Genomic DNA, 16,497 nt, shown 5'->3' with positions numbered 1-16,497 from the left:
AAAGCATTCGCACTTCCTCGACTAAGTCGATTCTTGTTTTTCAATGTAGCCTATTTCTTCGATCAAATGCATAGTTTTTTCCAACGCATATCGCCCCTTTTCAAGCTCACCCTGATTCAAGTAATTCAGACGCATTCGGCGGCTCCTGTTGCGGGAACGTCTGACCAACTCAGCATCACTTGCATCAGCGAAATGAACCTTACCGGGCAACAGTTTATTTTCGAACAATTCGATGGCATCGAATTCTTTGGAGCCGCAAAAATAGATGGACCAGACAGCTTGAAAAAGTCCTTGATCCCAAATGTATAAGTGATCCGCATCGTTCTTCAAAGCATACAAACGCGCATTCAAATGCCAGTTGGACAAAACCGAATACAAATCCTTTGTATTTTTCTGTCCAGATGACAGTATGATTTTTGTATCCCGCACGAAAGCCCTCGGAGATCGCATAAACAACTGTGCCATATACAGAAGCTTAATGGCTTGTCTGCCGAACTTGCTCTTAGGCAAGCTTGCATTTACATCGATTGATCCCGGATCATTTTTTTTCATATTTCCGACTAAGGTTGTTTTCCCTGATGAAGGCATCCCCAGCACTTCGACATAATTATCTTTGCTGGCGTATTTTTGAGATTTTAATATATACATGGCCAAGTCCCCTTTTCCATCGCATGAATGCATTTATTGGTGTCTGCAGGCATAATTTATCAGGGTAGACTTGACTTCTTCTGCAGGCAGATTTTCCAGGTTGGCCGCGAAAGCGACCGTTTCCTCCAGAGGATAGTGGGACGCCTTACCGACAAAGATCTTGTCATGTACTTTCCGTTCGAGTGCGCTCCGGTCGGCCAGCAGTTCTTCGTATATTTTTTCGCCCGGCCGGATGCCGGTCTCGATGATCGGGATTTCTTCCTCTGTGTAGCCGGAAAGTTTGATCATCTTTTTGGCCAAATCGTGTATTTTGACGGGCTCGCCCATATCCAGAATGAAAATCTCCCCGCCGCGGGCCAGTACCCCGGCCTGGATGACCAGACGGCTCGCCTCCGGGATGGTCATGAAGTAGCGGATCATGCGGAAATCGGTCACTGTGACCGGTCCGCCTTTCGCAATCTGATCCTTGAACAGCGGGATGACGCTGCCGCGGCTTCCCAGCACATTGCCGAAGCGGACGGCCGCAAAATTGGTCTGGCCCGGCTCATTCAGCGCGGTCACGATCATCTCCGCCAAGCGTTTCGTCGAACCCATGACATTGGTCGGCCGCACCGCCTTGTCCGTCGAAATCATAATGAAGCTCCCCACACCCGCTGCTTTGGCGGCTTCTGCCATGTTCTTGCTGCCGAAGACGTTGTTCTTCACCGCTTCGAGTGGATTCCACTCCATCAAAGGGACATGTTTATGCGCCGCAGCATGGAAGACATAGTCGGGACGGTATTGTTCCATTACATGGAATATCCGTTTCCGATCCTGAACATCCGCGATGACCGGCACGATGGTGATGGCGTTTCCGTATCGGCCCGACAATTCCTTGTGGATCTGGTAAATTGAGTTTTCCCCATGGCCCAATAGGATGATGCTTTCCGGCTCGAACCGCGCCACTTGGCGGCAGATTTCCGACCCGATGGAACCACCGGCACCGCTGATAAGAATCGTCTTGCCTTTGATTTTGTCGCAAATCAGATCGTTGTCCAGTGTCACCTCATCCCTGCCCAAAAGGTCGCAGACATCGAGATCGCGGAAGCGGTTCACGGACAGTTTGCCCATCATGACGTCCTCTATCTTCGGCATCTGATTGACTTTCACCCCAGCCTGGTTGCAGATGTCCAGAATGCGTTCCATATCGTTTGCCGTCAAAGAAGGTATGGCAATCGTCACCTGATCGATGTGCAGTTCATTCACGAGATCAGGGATATCCTCTTCCTTGCCTAAAACCGGTATATCCATCAGACGGGAACGTTGCTTGCTATCATCCTGGTCGACGATGCCGACGATTTCGATTGCATTCGGGCGCCGCATCAGACTGGAAATGAAGATGCTCCCTCCTTCGCCTGCACCGACAACCAAGGTTCGGATTTTCCCTTTGTCCTCGGTGCGCATTCCTTGGGTGACCCCCTCTTTATATTCGTGGACGCCGCGCCAAATGATCCGGATACCGGGGATGAATGTCATGGAAAAGAAATACATCAACAGGATGTAACGCATACTGACCAGGCGGATCAAGCCGGTGGAAATGATCGCCGACAGCAGGAAGGCGATGCTCAGTGTTCGGACAGTACTGACGATTTCATTGACGCCGGTGTAGTCGGGGATGTTCGCAAACAGATGCCGACTGCCTCCAACCAAAAGGTAAATGCCGGCTGTGATCCCGATCATCATGAAATAGAAGACGGTCGGCGGGCTGATGTAGTTTGCCAATAGCCAGTACGCCAACAATGCCGCAAACACAATGCAGGCTGTGTCCGCCAGCATAAGCAAGATGGCTTTCTTCCTACAAGATAACGCTTTCATTTTATTCACCATCCAATCAAAAATAGATTTCGTTTTGCAACCGAACGGCTGAACGGACCCGCTCAACCCTGATGAGTAAAAACGCCTCATCCCTAATCCGCATCGTGCACCCTCATTCTTCTTCTTTGTGTATCTTTTCCATCGCTGGAGCCTTCCCCCTCTTTTTTAACAAGCCGCTCAAAAGCGATACAAACGGTTCATATCCTTTCGTGACCCATAAATAGGCCCCATAAAGAGCCATTGTCAAAAACAACTTGAATCCGAACGATAAGAGCAGATTAGTGAGGGGGACGTATGGCGTCACCAATTCGAGGATGATCACCATGATCACGATAGCCAGCAGGTCCTTCGAAAAATGGGCCAGAAATCCAAATGGTGATTTATGGAACCCTTTCGTCATCAGGATCGTTATCGTAGTGAACATATTTCCCCAATTCGCTACTGCCACAAGCAAAGCGATCGTTTCGATGCTACCGGTCCTTACGCCGATAACGATGAGGACGCCCGTAAATACGGCATTGATGCATCCGGCTTTAAACAATGTCTTGGTGTCCCCAAGGCTTTGGAAGATGGCTTTACTGGTGGATACAAACAAGATAGGATAAATGGCGGTCGATAAATATTGGAAAGGTTTGACCGCCTGAAGCCATTGATTTCCATAGAGCAAGGAAATGATTTCATAACCTGCAGAAAAACAGAACGGGATGCAGAATGCTGCAACCTTTGAAATCAGTTCCTGGATCTTCATGTACTTGGCGTAAATGACCTCTTTCGCATGCTGATACTCAGACAACATAGGGTGCAGAACCGGCGCGATGATGCCACCCGTAAAATTGACGGGGTATTTCGTTATTCTGTATGCCATGTCGTAAAAGGCCAATGGTTTGCTTCCCAAAACAATACCGATCAACAGATTATCCAAATTCTGTTCGAAATAATTCATCAGATTGGAGGCAAATTGAAACAAGCTGAATGCCGCCACCCCTTTGATTGCCGAAAAATTGATATGGACTGTGATTTTAACTTTTGAAGTCTGTTTGTTCCACATGAATTTCAGAAAAGCGGAAGCAATCGATTGCCAGATGAGCGCGTAATACTTGAACCCGAACCAGGCCAAAAGAATGGCCAAACCATACCCTGCAATATCAACGACAATGACCCGGATGCCGATGAGGGCAAATCTTTTTTCCTTCATCAATACCGCTTTGGGAACCATGTTGATGGTATTGAAAAACACGGATAAGGAGAGGATGATGCAGATCATGATATAGACGTCACTATCATAGATGCGGGCAATGGGATACCCCGCTAACATGAACAGCACTGCCAACATGAACCCAAGAAAGAGTGTAAAGGTAAAGATGGAATCGATATCCGCTTTGCTGAGTTTTTTTTGTTGGATGACAGCCGCCCCAAATCCCAGATCCGATAATCTTTCGAAAAATGTAGTGAAAACCATTACGGCCGCCACAATCCCATAGTCGTCCGGCACTAAAATGCGCGAGAGAATGGCGGTAAAAATGATGTTCATGATGACTGCAGAATATCTGGAGGCTGCATTGATTGCGGCCGCTTTTTTGATTGACATTTCACCCAAAAATTCCATCCCCTCCCGCTACTGCGCTTCAGCCCCTCAGTCGCATCACCGGAACAGTATATCTGTTGCGGCATTTTCCTGTTGTCCGGCACTCAAGGCTTCCGGCATCAACGCTGTTTCTTTATCAGCAGCCTGTTTTTTGTACAACACATTCAGTAATACGAAAATCATCCAGAATAATGACTGACGCTGGTTCAGCAACGTCAAACTTTCAAGCAACAAAGAAAGCACGACAGCCATGTTGCTTGCCGACAGCCTGCCTATGTTTTTGTAGAACCAATACAGCAACGTTGCAGTGGGCAAGGTACCATAATAGAACAGAATACTCAACAGCGTCGAATGAACCTCGCCATCCAGATAGGATCGCTCGAAGCGCTCGTGGAAGCCCTCTCCCGCCCCATAAAGGAGTTTCTCGGGGTAGAGGTAGAGCCGATCAATGCCCCGTTCCTCAATATTCGTCGGACCAGCCACACTTTCACCCATTCTGCTCAACTTCTCCTCCGCCCGTTCGACGATGCTTGATTCCGATAGATCGACTATACAATTACCTATTTCCGGACTGAAAAGCACCAGTGCAGCCAAGAAGGTCGTCCCTATCAGTATAGCCCTTACGCTGTGTTGGCGTTGGGCGAAAATTTTGACTTTCGGCAGCGCCTCAAACCCGTAAAAAAGCACCATCCCCATCAGCATCCCAGCGGAAGCGGTAAGGAAGATCAGCGCCAGTGCGATGACATGATACACCAAGCTAAGCTTTTCCCCTCGGATGCGACTGATCAAGAAAGCCATCATCAAGGAAATGTAAACGAAAAAAGCCATCTGGTTCGGGTCGTTGAATGTGCCCATATAGCGGGAAGCCGCGAAGTATCGCCCGATTCCGGTGATGTAAAAAAACAGCTGCAGGACCAAATTGACTTTGCAGATCCGAGCCACATTCACCAAAAAAGTATCCCGTTCTTCAGCGTATGCCCGGAATGTCAGGACAACCAACAGATTGTAGACATAGTAAAGGGACGCCCGAATGAAATTAGTTTCCCCGTGTAACACGCCATAGAACAAATTGATCGCAACGATACAGACGACAAAATACAATAGCCATTTATCATTCTTCTCGATGCTGATTTTTTCACCTTTTTTTACGAAAAGCACGTACAGGCCAAAAGACAGGATGAAAAATACGTCCGCTATCTGCAGCCCTCCGGAAGAGAACCAATAAAAAGGTTTCAGCAATAAAAACAAAAGGAACAAATACTGATGCATCCGCAAACTGAACACCTCCCTTCCATTCCGTTAAGAAAGTAACCCTTGATAGATTCCCTTCATTTCCTCCAGCACGTTTCCCGTCGCGTATTTTTGGATTTCCACCAAGTTGGCCTGACTCATCCTCAATCGCAACGTTTCATCCGAATAAAGCCGCCGGATCTTTTCGGCGAACATTTCCGGCGAATCATCCTGGATGACAAAGCCGTTCTCCCCGTCCTTCACCAGATCCCGGTTGCCCCGGCAGTTGCTGACAACCAACGGGATCCCTGTCGCCATGGCTTCCATGATATTTACAGGCAATCCTTCCTGGCAGGATGAAGAAACCGCGACATCCACCGTCTGCAATATCCTGTCGACATCATACCGGAAACCCATCAGTTCCACATGGTCCTCCAGATGCAGCTGCTGGATCAATTCCCGGTAGCGCGCCTCATTGGGGCCTCTGCCCAACAACAGCAGCTTCAGGTTCGGGATGTCCTTCACCAATTCCCCTGCCGTTTCAATCAATACATCTTGGTGTTTCCGATCGCATAAAGCGGCCGCATACATCAAAATGAATGCATTTTCGTCAAATCCGAATTCCTGGCGCATGCGCCTTTTTTCTGCACTTTCCTGAACAGCGAACCGATCCAGATCAACACCTACACCATCCACGATTTCAACCTTTTTGGTGCTTAATTTTCCCTTCGCCCTCTGGTAATCCTCATCGTTCATGGTGATCAGCACATCAGTGTCGCCAGCCAACAGCTTCTCTATCGGATAGTAAAGCAACCAATTCTTCATCGATGCCCCTTCAAAGAAATGGAAACCGTGCACCGTGTAGATGACCTTCACGTCCGGAATCCCTTTGCAGGCCAGCCGTGCCAAGGCGGAAGCCACCGGCGTATGCGTGTGCACCCAATCATATTCCCCATTTTTTATCAATTTTTTCAGGCCATGATACGCCCCATAATTTTCTTTCTTCAACGGCGAACGTTGGAATTCCAGCTGGAACACCTGGCAGCCACGGTCCAACAAAGTCTCATTTATCGGATAATTTACGTTGCATGCCATATCCACCGAATGCCCCGCATCCAGCAACATGTGTATGTGCGGAACCAAAAATGCATTGATTGTACCGGAAACGGTTGTAACATACAAAATCTTCATGAAAATTCCTCCCGGATCTCTCCGCAATGACGATGGCATCAATTTCTATCCATGATCTTCACTTCGTTGTACTTCATCATGTAGATATTTTCCTTATAGTCGCCGATTGCTGCTTCGTTTATCGTGCCCGCAATGTTGTTGAAGATCAGCTTCGGAACATTGATGCCGCAAGCATAGGCATGCGGATAGCCGCCGCCGAAACGTGGATTCACTTCCGAGAGGTAGTATTGGCCTGCCACCTGAAAAATATCAATGTCGATGATGCCGCGGAAACCCGCCTTTTCGGCCATTTGTTTGATCATACCGAAAAGCGCATCATCCTTTACCGAGACAGATTTATCCGTCTCCCCCGCACGCATCTTGATCTTTTCTTTGATGAAGATGGAGACGACTTCACCGGAAATCATGTCAATGTAGACATCTGCGCCATATTCGGTTCCATCCATAAATTCCTGAATCAGCATCCCTTCATGCCGATTCAGCATCAGATCCAGTTCCGCTTCAGATGACGCTTTGTTGATATTGATGCTGGCGCTCCCTTTCACCGGCTTCACAAAGACTGGGTATGTCACTTGCCCTGTTGCGACAGCGGCTTGGAAATCCGCTTTATCCCTATAGCTTTGTACCGTCCTGAAGCCATTTTCCTGCAAAAACCGAAACATCCTGTATTTGTCGAAACACATTTCGACTTCCTCATATCCCGAAATAATGGGCAAAGTGCCGATTTCCAAAAATCTTTGTCTGTTTTCGGCCAAAAGACTCAATTCCGGATCGATCAGCGATAGCACCGCTGCGACCTTGTTTTCCTTGCATATCGACAAGATGACTTCCAGGTATCCTTCCGCATCCTCTCTGGGCACAATGAAATAGTCGTCCGCATCATACAATGCCGGGGCCAGTTCACTGCAATCCGTCGCGAATACTTTCCCGGCGTCCCCCAGTTCCTTTTTGAAAGCTTGCACAATCTTATTCCGAGTTCCACAGCTCAATATCAATAGATTCATCATCAGCCGCATTCCTTTCCGTATCAGCCCTTCCTGTAAGCAGGGAAAAAGTTCTCTCTTGGTCCACCGGCCTGTTCGACTAACTTCGCGTAAATCGCTTCATCTCGGATCTTCGTCCCGCGATAATATGGGAATTCCTTGGTGCAGCGCTTTTTGAACATTTCCACCGGACTCCCTTGTTTCGCTCCGCCCCAGTCAAAGAGTTTCTTGCCTTGTTCCGAAGCATAGAGCGCGGCATGATACATGGTCACTTTGTTGGCGTTTGTGTTCCGGTACTGCTGGTCGGTTCCGCAGAAAATCCCATGGGCGATGTCCGGTCCAAGGAAAAACATCGTGGACGAGACGGCTTTCCCGTCGAGATTCGCTTGCGCAAATAGCATTTCATCCGGGAACATTGCGATGCATTTGCCGACGAACGCTTTGTCCAGTCGATAATAATCGCAGGCATCAAAACGTTCTTCGGTGTAGCAATAAAGATTCAGGAAATTCTCGATGAACGATTCATCATTGCCGAACTGGACTTCCATCCCCATCCTTTCGGCTTTCCTTATTTTCTGCCTCTCATTGGATGGGTATTCCTCCATAAAGAAATCACAGGTCAAATTATTGCAGTAGACATTGCCATGGAAATTCAGATCATACACTTCTGTAAGGCCGGCGTAATGGTCATGCCATGGGCTAAAACGGATGAATTCCGCCACAATTTTTTCTTCGGCGCAGTACTTTGCGAACGCTTCATCAAAGGCTGCAGCTATTTTTGCGAGGTCTTCGGTTCGGCAATTTTCGAATCGTATGCCCGCTTCGCCCCTCGGTGTAACCAAGTCGAAATATTGGACGCCGTCAACTGTTCCGGCTGCCCTCTTGATGAACGGATAAACGACCTTCCTGCCGTCCTTTTCAAAAACATAAATGCTCGCGTTGCCTTTTTCTTTTTCCTGTTGGAGCATTGCCCAGCGGTTATCCATATAGATGCTTTTCATAAACACATCCCCTTATCGAAAAACGAACGCATCAGGTATCGGAGTTGTAGATGCCATCGGGCTTGAGGACTTGTTCGATCGTTCTGAAAATGATTTTGCAATCCATCGCAAATGATAGCCTGTCGACGTATTCATTGTCGTATTTGATTGCCTCATCCCATGTCACGGCATTCCGATTGATCACTTGCGACCATCCGGTGATCCCCGGCATTACTTCAAACCTCTTTTTGGCCCACTCGGGATAATTCTTATAACCATCGTAAGGGATGTAGGTAACCGGCGGCCTCGGTCCAACCAGACTCATCGCGCCCTGCAACACATTCACCAATTGCGGCAATTCATCAATGCTGGTGCGCCTTAAAATCCGACCGATTTTGGTGATCCGGTCATCCGCTTCCCCCTCGACATGGACGCCTGCCCCCATATGTTCCGCATTAGGGACCATCGTCTGGAACTTGATTATCCTGAAGGTCTCCCCATTCCTGCCGATCCTGTTCTGAAAGAAAAAGGGTGAACTTTTGGCGCTAAAGACAATGCCCAATGAGATGAGTATGAACAACGGCGCCAGCACAAGCAGTGCTAATCCGGAAATCACGATATCCAACAGTCTTTTTATGACGTTTCTGTACATTTTCGACTCTTCCTTCCCTGATGCGGAATCATTGATCATCAAAATCGGCCAGCACGTCTGCAATATAGGCCATGTCTTCCCGACCGTATCGCTGATCGACCGGAATGCAAAGAATATGCTTGTATATCCATTTGACGGTCGGGGACGCATTTCCCAGCGACAGCCCCTTTTCGCCATCAAAGCTAGGCCAGAGAATAGGGGCGTAGACAGAACGCGCACTCAAGTAGGATTGCAGCAGCTTACGGTCGCTTTCCGCAACAGTGAACACCGGCAGGAACAGCGGCACGACATCTTCGGGCAACGCCGGAAAGACAGCCGCGATGCTCCGCAGCGCATTCACCTTTTGGACCAATAAGCCGTAGTTCTCCCTCCGCTGTTTTTGCAGTGCAGCGACAGCCACATTGCCCAAAATCGCCTTCGAGCAATCGCCCAAGGCATGGATCCCGCCTTGGTTTTCCAGCATCGTTTCCGCATCCCGGCATTTGCCCAGAACTTCCGGTTTTTCACCGATTCCTTCCATGATATAACGGTATTTCCCGTACAACGCATCCAGTTTGGCTCTTTCCAGTTCGCCGTCAGTGTCTGTCGGTTTGTTCCGGAAGGGTCCTTTTAGAGAGAGCGCCATCCCGCCTTCCGGGATCCCGAACCATTTGCGGAGGCTGGTCACATAATAATCCGCCTCCGTCAGCCTGGGTATCCCGGAGTACAGGCTGTGCGTGACATCCTCGATGATGACGACGCCTTGCTTGTGCAGATTCCCGAATGCCTCTTTCATGGGGGTCAAAGTGTCAAAACCATAATAGTTCTGCACCAGGATGACGGATGGCCGCATCCTCTCGACTTTTTCCAAAAAACGCTCCTTGGAAATGGTCAAATCCTTTTCGATGTCGTAATAGTCCACCTGGTAGCCGTTTTCGACAAACGGCAAAATGACGGAAGAACACGTGAACGACGGCAGCAGGGCGACTTTCCTTTGTTGGTCCATATGGGCGATGGCCAACAAGATGGCTCCCCGCCCGGTTGAGGTAAAAGCCATGTCGCCCTCCGGCAAGCCAAAATCCTCATTACCGAGCTCCCCCACAACAAACTTGGTTTCAGGGTCAAGCCAAAAATTACTACCAATTTCGGAATATTTCATTTGAATCGGCACCTTTCTTTTTAACTAAGTATGTTAAACATATCAACAGGCACCGTTTTGGATCATCCGATCATCGCGGTGGCTGTCTTCTTGAGTTTTGGGCTGCATTTGGATTTTTTGTTTGCGCGGTAAATTAGGTTGTTTAGTTTTTTTTATTCATTAGAGGATTAAAAAAGAGGGTTGGTTAAATTTTCACATGTAGTGAATTGGCGTTTGAAGAAAAAGAAAAACAGGAATGAACAAAACGGGATTTTCAAATAGAGTGGCTGAAACCGGTGATGGCGCCGTGATGGATAGTTTGCGGAAAAACATTAGGAAAAACTGAGCAATCCCATTAGACGTTGAAATGGGTTTCGCTTTCAAATAAAGTCAGAGAATGGCCCACTCCACAACCGCTAAAAGTTGTCATGCAGGCCTGTATTATTGTGTACCCTGTTACTCAATCTTTTCAAGCCACTCTTCCCGCCAAAACATTAAGCAACAGCGGTCACAACGGCCAAAAGCCAAGACACCTTCGCACATGACATTCTCAAGTAATATGATTCCGTTACATTTTTTCACTTTAAGTTCACGTTCATCAACGAAGCGCTCCATCGATTTAAGGACGCGTTGTGTGGTGCCGCAATAACGCTCCATTCCATCCATAAAGGCGCATCCACGCGTTTTTTTCGAGCCATCAAGCATGGCTTCTATTTCTTCCATAGTCCGTACACGAACGGTATCTCCCGCCTGCAAACGTACACCAGATAAAGCCGGCACCACCTTAGCAACCGGCATTGTTTTGCCCATTGTTTTGAAAAGATACTTTTTTGCCACAGCGGCATTTTTATGGAGGGCCTTGATCTGACTTGGACTCAAATTTCTCTTGATGGAGAGTTGAACGCGTTTCTTCAGTGATTGTGGCGGCAGTTTCACATTACCTTCAGCTATATCTCTCAGACATGGAAATTGACATTCATTTTGTTCCATCTCGAATCATCTCCTTCTTATCATAAGGCCAGAAACCTGGCCAATTGCTGCAAGGGCAAACTTTCCATTCGGGTGACCCCTGATTGAGCCGGCCTAGGAATCACGAAAAATGCAAACGCTTTATATTTTGATTTTACTACATTTCCCTGTCCAAATCCAATTAATTAAACAAGTTTACTAACAATCTTTTTACGAGTGGCGAAGGTAAGACTCGATACAGGCTACTCGCCTTTCGATACCTCCCATTCGGCTGCGACAGGATCAGACGTGCTGGCAACCCATTCATGCGGTTCTCCATCTACAGGCGTCTTCAATACAGCGGTATCTCCCGCAAAACCGGCGACACCGGCAACATTCGGATCGGATTCCACCAAGATGATCCTGCTGCTCTCTATCCTGGTCGTGCCGATGGCTGCGTCGCCTGCATAACCCGCTTGCACGCTGTCCAAGGTCATGTTTTTAAAAACGACCGTTGTGTAAGGCTTTGTCTCCATATAGGCCAAAAAGCGGAACGGAACGCTGGTGTTTTCCCCGTATCGGACACCGTCAAGCACCATCTCATAAACCTTGGCCCAAACTAGAGGCTTCATGGCGACCGCTGTGTCACAATCAAAGGTGACATTGTTGATGGCTGAATACGCCACACCGAGAGCATAGTAGCCGGTCTTGAAGCCTTTGCCAAAAGTACAGTCATTCAACGTAACCTTCCCGAAATAGCCATTCAGCGCGATCAACCCCTTATCCGTTTCGACCGGGTCGTCCTTATCCGACCGCTCAAAAGTGCAGTCATTGAACACCGTATAGAAGTCCTCTTGGGGCAATTCGGAGAAACTGTCCATTACACTCACCGTTGCCCCGATTACGTTTTGCGTAGTGCTAGGAGTCACTGTGATTTTGGTATTATTGAAAACGCAGTCTGTGGCGTTTATCACATCCAATTGCCCGATGTTTGAATCGCTGACGGTAATCTCATTCTTGAATCCATAAATTTTTGTCAAGCCGCCTACAACGGTAAGTTTATCCACTGTGGCCACCGATCCTTCGGGCATAGAGATGTCGATATCGCGGTATGCCTGCATTGCGTTGATGGTGAGGTTCACTTTTCCCGGGGTATCAATTTCGATATCCATCGCCGTGCCGAATGCGCCTTTTTCACCCACAAAGTCGGTTATCCGGACGTTCGAAGGGCTGCCGCTGGCGACAATGCCACCCCGGAAACAATTGATGGAGGAGCAGCCAATGACCGCAACGTCCGCGTTTGTGTAGACATGGACGCCATCCGCACACCAATTTTGGAAACGGCAGTTGATCACCTTGCCGCGCAGCATCCCTTTTTTCTCCAACGATCCGGAAAAAAAGATGCCAAACTGCTGCTCTTTCTCATAGTTCATGAATTCGCCCTGGTTCCAACAGTTTCCGTCAAGCGTCAGTCCCTCAATGATCAGATAATCGGAATCTTCAGCCGATTCCCATTTCCGGTTCTGGGTCGTGAACATCCGTGCCGACTTCGGCTGGTCATCGGCCAAAGTTACTTTGGCGCCGTAGCCGACGATCCTGAGCCCTGCCTCGATATTGACTTGCCGTACCGTATAGGAACCGCCGCTCGGGAAAACCAAATCCTGGTCATGCGCTATGCAGTAATCGACTGCCCGCTGAATCCGCTCAGTATCATCTTTGTCCGTCTTTCGTTTGGGGAACTCATCCAAGCTGATTTCGCCTTGTGCGGCTTGAACATCCGCTGTCTGGCCGCTTGCTGTTTCCGATGGCGCAACGCCATTGATCATTCCCTGAAGTGCGCTGTTTGTACTGAGCATCTGCGCCATCTCCGGCATCTTGGCATACAGAAGGCTCATCAATATGACCGGCAGCAACAGCAAATCCTTATTTTTCACTTCCAACCCCTCCTTCATAGGAAAGAACGCGTTCTCACATAGGAATAGTCAATTAACAGACTAGCATCATCAAAACCAGGATAATTCCACTTCTCTTCGCTTCCGTATTCCTGACACTTTCGATTATAACAAAAAATGCGCTTTCACTCCTATCCATAAGCCTGCGCTCCGCGAAAAAAAGAAGCCGTCTCAATTGATTTTGAGACCGCCCCCTGCTATTTTCTTCTGCGCAACCACAACTTTTCGGCACCAACGTAAAGCAAGATGCCTATTGCTGCGCCTGATCCGTCAATGAAGACATCCTTCAACAGCGGACCGCGGCCGGGCACAAAGATTTGATGGAACTCATCACTGATAGCGTAGGCCACACAAAGCAACAGGCTGGTGCCCCTTTGTTTCCAGACGTACGCGGTGGAGGCCTCGTTCTTCCTCGCATGCGAGACCAAGAAACCGAGGATCAGATAGGCGATGAAGTGGGCTGATTTGCGAATCAATCTGCCAGCGTAGGCAAAACTGGTGTCCTGCACGAGATCGACGAACAGGAACAGACAGATCGCCAACGCCAAGAAAATGGCGGTTCCGCCGATGATCCAGCGTTTTTTGATGCCGAAAAGTTGCGGTTCATCTTCCAGTGTTTCCAACAGATAGATCAGCAAGAGGATGCCTGCCAAAAACACGACCGTCCCCTGCGCACGCGTAAAATACACGATGAATGCGGAAAGCTGATTGAGCGCATCCGCGAAGAAGCGCGTCACGCTCCCGCTCAAGATAATGGACTGGTCCGCTGGTTGAGCCGACAGAATGAAGATGACGATCATCCAAACGATTACCGGCAGCCAGTGGTAATAGCGTTGCTCCCTTTCCATGGGTACCGCCTCCTTTCGTTTCCGACTAGAATGTTCCTTCCAGTATATCAGAAAGCTGCAGTTCGGTGTAGTCCGTCGGCCGAACATTTTTGCGCCCTTGCGCTCGCTCCTCCGGTGAGCGGCGCCTTCGTCGTAGCTGGCGCCGTCTTATAGGGCTGTCCTCCGGGGAAGCTTCCCTCATCGGAGCTGGTGCATCACTTCCCAGGGTTACCTCCGGGGACACACGGCTTCGCCGGAGGAGGGCTGCCCTTAGTGGCCGGGTGCGCCGGCCAGACATGCATGCTATCTATCTCACACAAAAACGATCTGCACCATCACATGCGTAAGTGATGGTGCAGATCGTTTTATATTACTGCGAATCATCGGAAACCGGCACATAATAAAACAATTCAAAAGTCAATGTACCGCTGAAAGACTCCTCATCAAGCTTTTCGAACCCCAAAGAATAGATATTCCAGATGCGTTCCAATCCCTCAAGTCTTTCCACAAGCCTCTGCATATTGCCCGCAGCATTGCTTGTCAGTTCAACTTCGTAGGTAGTTTTCCGGTAACTTTCATCAAGTCCTTCGATCGGTTGCGGTTCTCCTACACGTGCTATTTGTTGCACTAGGACATTCTCTTCAGCAGCCATCCTATCCAGAACGACCAGCTCTTGATTGACCTTTTCGCCTTCAGGTAAAAATCCCCAAGTCTCTTCATACTTTTGCCTGGAGTCTTCCAGCAATGTTTCATCCGGTGGATAGTCGGCCTTCAAGCTCTTTTGTTCCTCTACCTGCTGCGCCGCACGCTCAGATCGTTCCTTGATCGGATTAAGAAAATACACCTGCCCATAAATAAATATTCCGAGAAGTCCCACCACCATAACGAAGGCCAATAGGACCGACATAGGATTCCATTTCAGCTTCATGACAGGACCTCCTCTCGTAAAGCTTCTTCATTAATTTCCAGCCAAATTTCGACCGCCGAACCCGCTCCATCTGGCTGATTATCCATGCGTATGAAGTGGGCATCCGAGACAAACGGCAACGCTTTGAACTTGTCGAAAGCATCAGAAATCTCCGTAATCGTCAATCCTTCTAATACAAAGGTGATTTGATTTGTTTCATTTTTGCTAAAAATGGTCACATGCTGTTCCCCATTCGGGACTTGTTCCAGGATCGACTTTGTTACGTAGGCCATTGGATATTGCTTCGCTTCAAAAGCAACTTTATTTTCTGCAACTTGCTCCGTCAATCTAGCGTATTCTTGCATTTGCCGTGATACTTTTAATTGCTCTTCCTCAACTTGAAGCCATTCTTGATCGCGTATTTCAGCGTTCGTATAATATGCTTGCGCTGAGAAGAAGTAGACCCCCAAAAAAACAAGCAAGAGGAGAAAAACCGCACTGAGTAAGTAAGGAAGAAAGTTTCTCTGTTTTTTTTCAAAAAAATTGACTTCAAACATCTTATTTTCCCTCCTGTACTTTTTTTCCGGTGCGCTTCACTTTTTTCTTGGCAACTTTCTTCGGAATGGCTGCATTCTTCTCTTTTAATGCAAGCCCATATAGCGGCAAAAATTTGGAGCTGATTTCTTCAGAAACCTGCAGCATATGAATCGGCAGAAAGAAGCGTTGGGATAATTGTTCTCTTACCTTTTCCAGATCAGGGAAATCGCCTGTCAAAAATATATCCGTCACGCCGCCTTCCCCATTCATCACAGAATAGCGATAAAATTCCAGCAATCTTTCCAAAACATCGAGCGTATCCGTGATTGCCTCATCAAAAGAGTCTTGATCGTCTTTCCAAATCCATTCACCTTCTGGGGTAACATCCCATAAATCAACCAAACGGGCTAAACGCGACTGACGTGAAAATTTAGGCAAATCTCGATGAAAAACCATGATTGCATGATCCACAGGACTCCATTGCAATACCATTACGTGCTTTTCCGGATTCTGTTGCAGTTCATTTTGTTGCTGAATAATCCGATACAGGCATAGCGAAGAGATATCCGCTACAACGGGATCTAAAGATACCTTCTGCAATACAGATTCGTACTGTAAAATGACTTCTTGCGGATAAAGCATTAAGAGTATATTGTGCTCGGTCTCATCCCTTTCAAGCAACTCAAAGTGAAAACGTGTCTCCTTAAACGGAGAACGGATCAGTTGGCCCATATGTAAGGCAATATATGCTCTTATTTCTGAGGGTGCTAACTGTATCGGCACTTTTTCTTCGCGCACAATGACAAAGTCGTCCGGCAACAGGATGGACGCTTGCGCATTTTTCCACTTTCTTTCCGTAACCAGTGCGTTCAGGCGATTCTCAAGCAGAGACGGATTGATGATTCTCCCTTCATGAAGGATTTCGGTATCAAACAGAATATCATTTTTTTCCAGTATGGCATAGGATTGAGCATCCACAACCAGATAGCGGATCCGTCTTTCCAAAAATTCAAAATAAAGCAGTGTTTTTTTCTGAAATAACATAATATACCTCCTTCCAGATCCAAAACGCATACAGTGCGCACA

The 16,497-nt window shown here is 48.0% G+C and carries 15 protein-coding genes; all 15 read right to left on the bottom strand.

The features are described from left to right. Positions 1–21 precede the first annotated feature (21 nt). The 15 genes from C8U37_RS01940 to pilM all read right to left on the bottom strand — a co-directional run bounded on the left by C8U37_RS01940 (position 22) and on the right by pilM (position 16,455). Positions 22–648: a hypothetical protein gene (locus C8U37_RS01940; RefSeq protein WP_108031610.1), complete on the bottom strand. Its 627-nt coding sequence runs from the start codon at positions 646–648 to the stop codon at positions 22–24. Positions 649–681: 33 nt separating this feature from the next. Continuing rightward, positions 682–2,502, bottom strand: coding sequence for a polysaccharide biosynthesis protein (locus tag C8U37_RS01935; RefSeq protein ID WP_170100155.1), 1,821 nt, complete (start codon positions 2,500–2,502; stop codon positions 682–684). A 112-nt stretch (positions 2,503–2,614) separates the two neighbouring features. Next, a complete protein-coding gene (locus tag C8U37_RS01930; protein ID WP_245879741.1) occupies positions 2,615–4,090 on the bottom strand; it encodes a lipopolysaccharide biosynthesis protein in 1,476 nt (491 codons plus the stop codon). Between the two features lie 54 nt (positions 4,091–4,144). Next, positions 4,145–5,362 (bottom strand): hypothetical protein, encoded by a 1,218-nt coding sequence (locus C8U37_RS01925; protein WP_108031607.1) that lies wholly within the window; start codon positions 5,360–5,362, stop codon positions 4,145–4,147. 24 nt (positions 5,363–5,386) lie between these two features. After that, positions 5,387–6,508 carry a glycosyltransferase family 4 protein gene (locus C8U37_RS01920; RefSeq protein WP_170100153.1) on the bottom strand — a complete coding sequence of 374 codons (1,122 nt, stop codon included), beginning with the start codon at positions 6,506–6,508 and terminating at the stop codon, positions 5,387–5,389. A gap of 38 nt (positions 6,509–6,546) precedes the next feature. Beyond that, entirely contained in the window at positions 6,547–7,515 is a 969-nt protein-coding gene (locus tag C8U37_RS01915; RefSeq protein ID WP_108031666.1) for an ATP-grasp domain-containing protein, read from the bottom strand. A 20-nt stretch (positions 7,516–7,535) separates the two neighbouring features. Further along, positions 7,536–8,492, bottom strand: a complete 957-nt coding sequence (locus C8U37_RS01910; protein WP_108031605.1) for a peptidoglycan bridge formation glycyltransferase FemA/FemB family protein — start codon at positions 8,490–8,492, stop codon at positions 7,536–7,538. A gap of 31 nt (positions 8,493–8,523) precedes the next feature. Further along, positions 8,524–9,123 (bottom strand): sugar transferase, encoded by a 600-nt coding sequence (locus tag C8U37_RS01905; RefSeq protein ID WP_108031604.1) that lies wholly within the window; start codon positions 9,121–9,123, stop codon positions 8,524–8,526. 28 nt (positions 9,124–9,151) lie between these two features. Then, a complete protein-coding gene (locus C8U37_RS01900; RefSeq protein WP_108031603.1) occupies positions 9,152–10,261 on the bottom strand; it encodes a DegT/DnrJ/EryC1/StrS family aminotransferase in 1,110 nt (369 codons plus the stop codon). Positions 10,262–10,696: 435 nt separating this feature from the next. After that, positions 10,697–11,230 (bottom strand): hypothetical protein, encoded by a 534-nt coding sequence (locus C8U37_RS01895; protein ID WP_108031602.1) that lies wholly within the window; start codon positions 11,228–11,230, stop codon positions 10,697–10,699. Positions 11,231–11,451: 221 nt separating this feature from the next. After that, positions 11,452–13,122: a hypothetical protein gene (locus C8U37_RS01890; RefSeq protein WP_108031601.1), complete on the bottom strand. Its 1,671-nt coding sequence runs from the start codon at positions 13,120–13,122 to the stop codon at positions 11,452–11,454. Between the two features lie 215 nt (positions 13,123–13,337). Further along, a complete protein-coding gene (locus C8U37_RS01885) occupies positions 13,338–13,988 on the bottom strand; it encodes a VanZ family protein (RefSeq protein ID WP_170100152.1) in 651 nt (216 codons plus the stop codon). Positions 13,989–14,337: 349 nt separating this feature from the next. Continuing rightward, the gene (locus C8U37_RS01880) at positions 14,338–14,895 is read right to left on the bottom strand and encodes a hypothetical protein (protein WP_108031599.1); all 558 of its coding nucleotides are present in this window, start codon (positions 14,893–14,895) and stop codon (positions 14,338–14,340) included. Continuing rightward, a complete protein-coding gene (locus C8U37_RS01875) occupies positions 14,892–15,431 on the bottom strand; it encodes a hypothetical protein (protein WP_108031598.1) in 540 nt (179 codons plus the stop codon). Before C8U37_RS01875 ends, C8U37_RS01880 begins: the two co-directional genes overlap by 4 nt. Before the next feature lies 1 nt (position 15,432). Next, positions 15,433–16,455, bottom strand: coding sequence for a type IV pilus biogenesis protein PilM (pilM, locus tag C8U37_RS01870; protein ID WP_170100151.1), 1,023 nt, complete (start codon positions 16,453–16,455; stop codon positions 15,433–15,435). Positions 16,456–16,497: the final 42 nt, after the last annotated feature.

Origin of the sequence: Trichococcus patagoniensis, from assembly GCF_003051085.1 — a bacterium.
In the GTDB taxonomy this organism is placed as follows: domain Bacteria; phylum Bacillota; class Bacilli; order Lactobacillales; family Aerococcaceae; genus Trichococcus; species Trichococcus patagoniensis.
Note: the sequence above shows the minus strand (reverse complement) of the source record. Positions and strands in the feature narration are given on the sequence as shown.

What these genes read in the sequence shown, in the direction of transcription:
- C8U37_RS01940 (WP_108031610.1), bottom strand. Translation starts at nt 648, where the DNA reads ATGTATATATTAAAATCTCAAAAATACGCCAGCAAAGATAATTATGTC.
- C8U37_RS01935 (WP_170100155.1), bottom strand. Translation starts at nt 2,502, where the DNA reads ATGAAAGCGTTATCTTGTAGGAAGAAAGCCATCTTGCTTATGCTGGCG.
- C8U37_RS01930 (WP_245879741.1), bottom strand. Translation starts at nt 4,090, where the DNA reads ATGTCAATCAAAAAAGCGGCCGCAATCAATGCAGCCTCCAGATATTCT.
- C8U37_RS01920 (WP_170100153.1), bottom strand. Translation starts at nt 6,508, where the DNA reads ATGAAGATTTTGTATGTTACAACCGTTTCCGGTACAATCAATGCATTT.
- C8U37_RS01915 (WP_108031666.1), bottom strand. Translation starts at nt 7,515, where the DNA reads ATGATGAATCTATTGATATTGAGCTGTGGAACTCGGAATAAGATTGTG.
- C8U37_RS01910 (WP_108031605.1), bottom strand. Translation starts at nt 8,492, where the DNA reads ATGAAAAGCATCTATATGGATAACCGCTGGGCAATGCTCCAACAGGAA.
- C8U37_RS01905 (WP_108031604.1), bottom strand. Translation starts at nt 9,123, where the DNA reads ATGTACAGAAACGTCATAAAAAGACTGTTGGATATCGTGATTTCCGGA.
- C8U37_RS01900 (WP_108031603.1), bottom strand. Translation starts at nt 10,261, where the DNA reads ATGAAATATTCCGAAATTGGTAGTAATTTTTGGCTTGACCCTGAAACC.
- C8U37_RS01895 (WP_108031602.1), bottom strand. Translation starts at nt 11,230, where the DNA reads ATGGAACAAAATGAATGTCAATTTCCATGTCTGAGAGATATAGCTGAA.
- C8U37_RS01885 (WP_170100152.1), bottom strand. Translation starts at nt 13,988, where the DNA reads ATGGAAAGGGAGCAACGCTATTACCACTGGCTGCCGGTAATCGTTTGG.
- C8U37_RS01880 (WP_108031599.1), bottom strand. Translation starts at nt 14,895, where the DNA reads ATGAAGCTGAAATGGAATCCTATGTCGGTCCTATTGGCCTTCGTTATG.
- C8U37_RS01875 (WP_108031598.1), bottom strand. Translation starts at nt 15,431, where the DNA reads ATGTTTGAAGTCAATTTTTTTGAAAAAAAACAGAGAAACTTTCTTCCT.
- pilM (WP_170100151.1), bottom strand. Translation starts at nt 16,455, where the DNA reads ATGTTATTTCAGAAAAAAACACTGCTTTATTTTGAATTTTTGGAAAGA.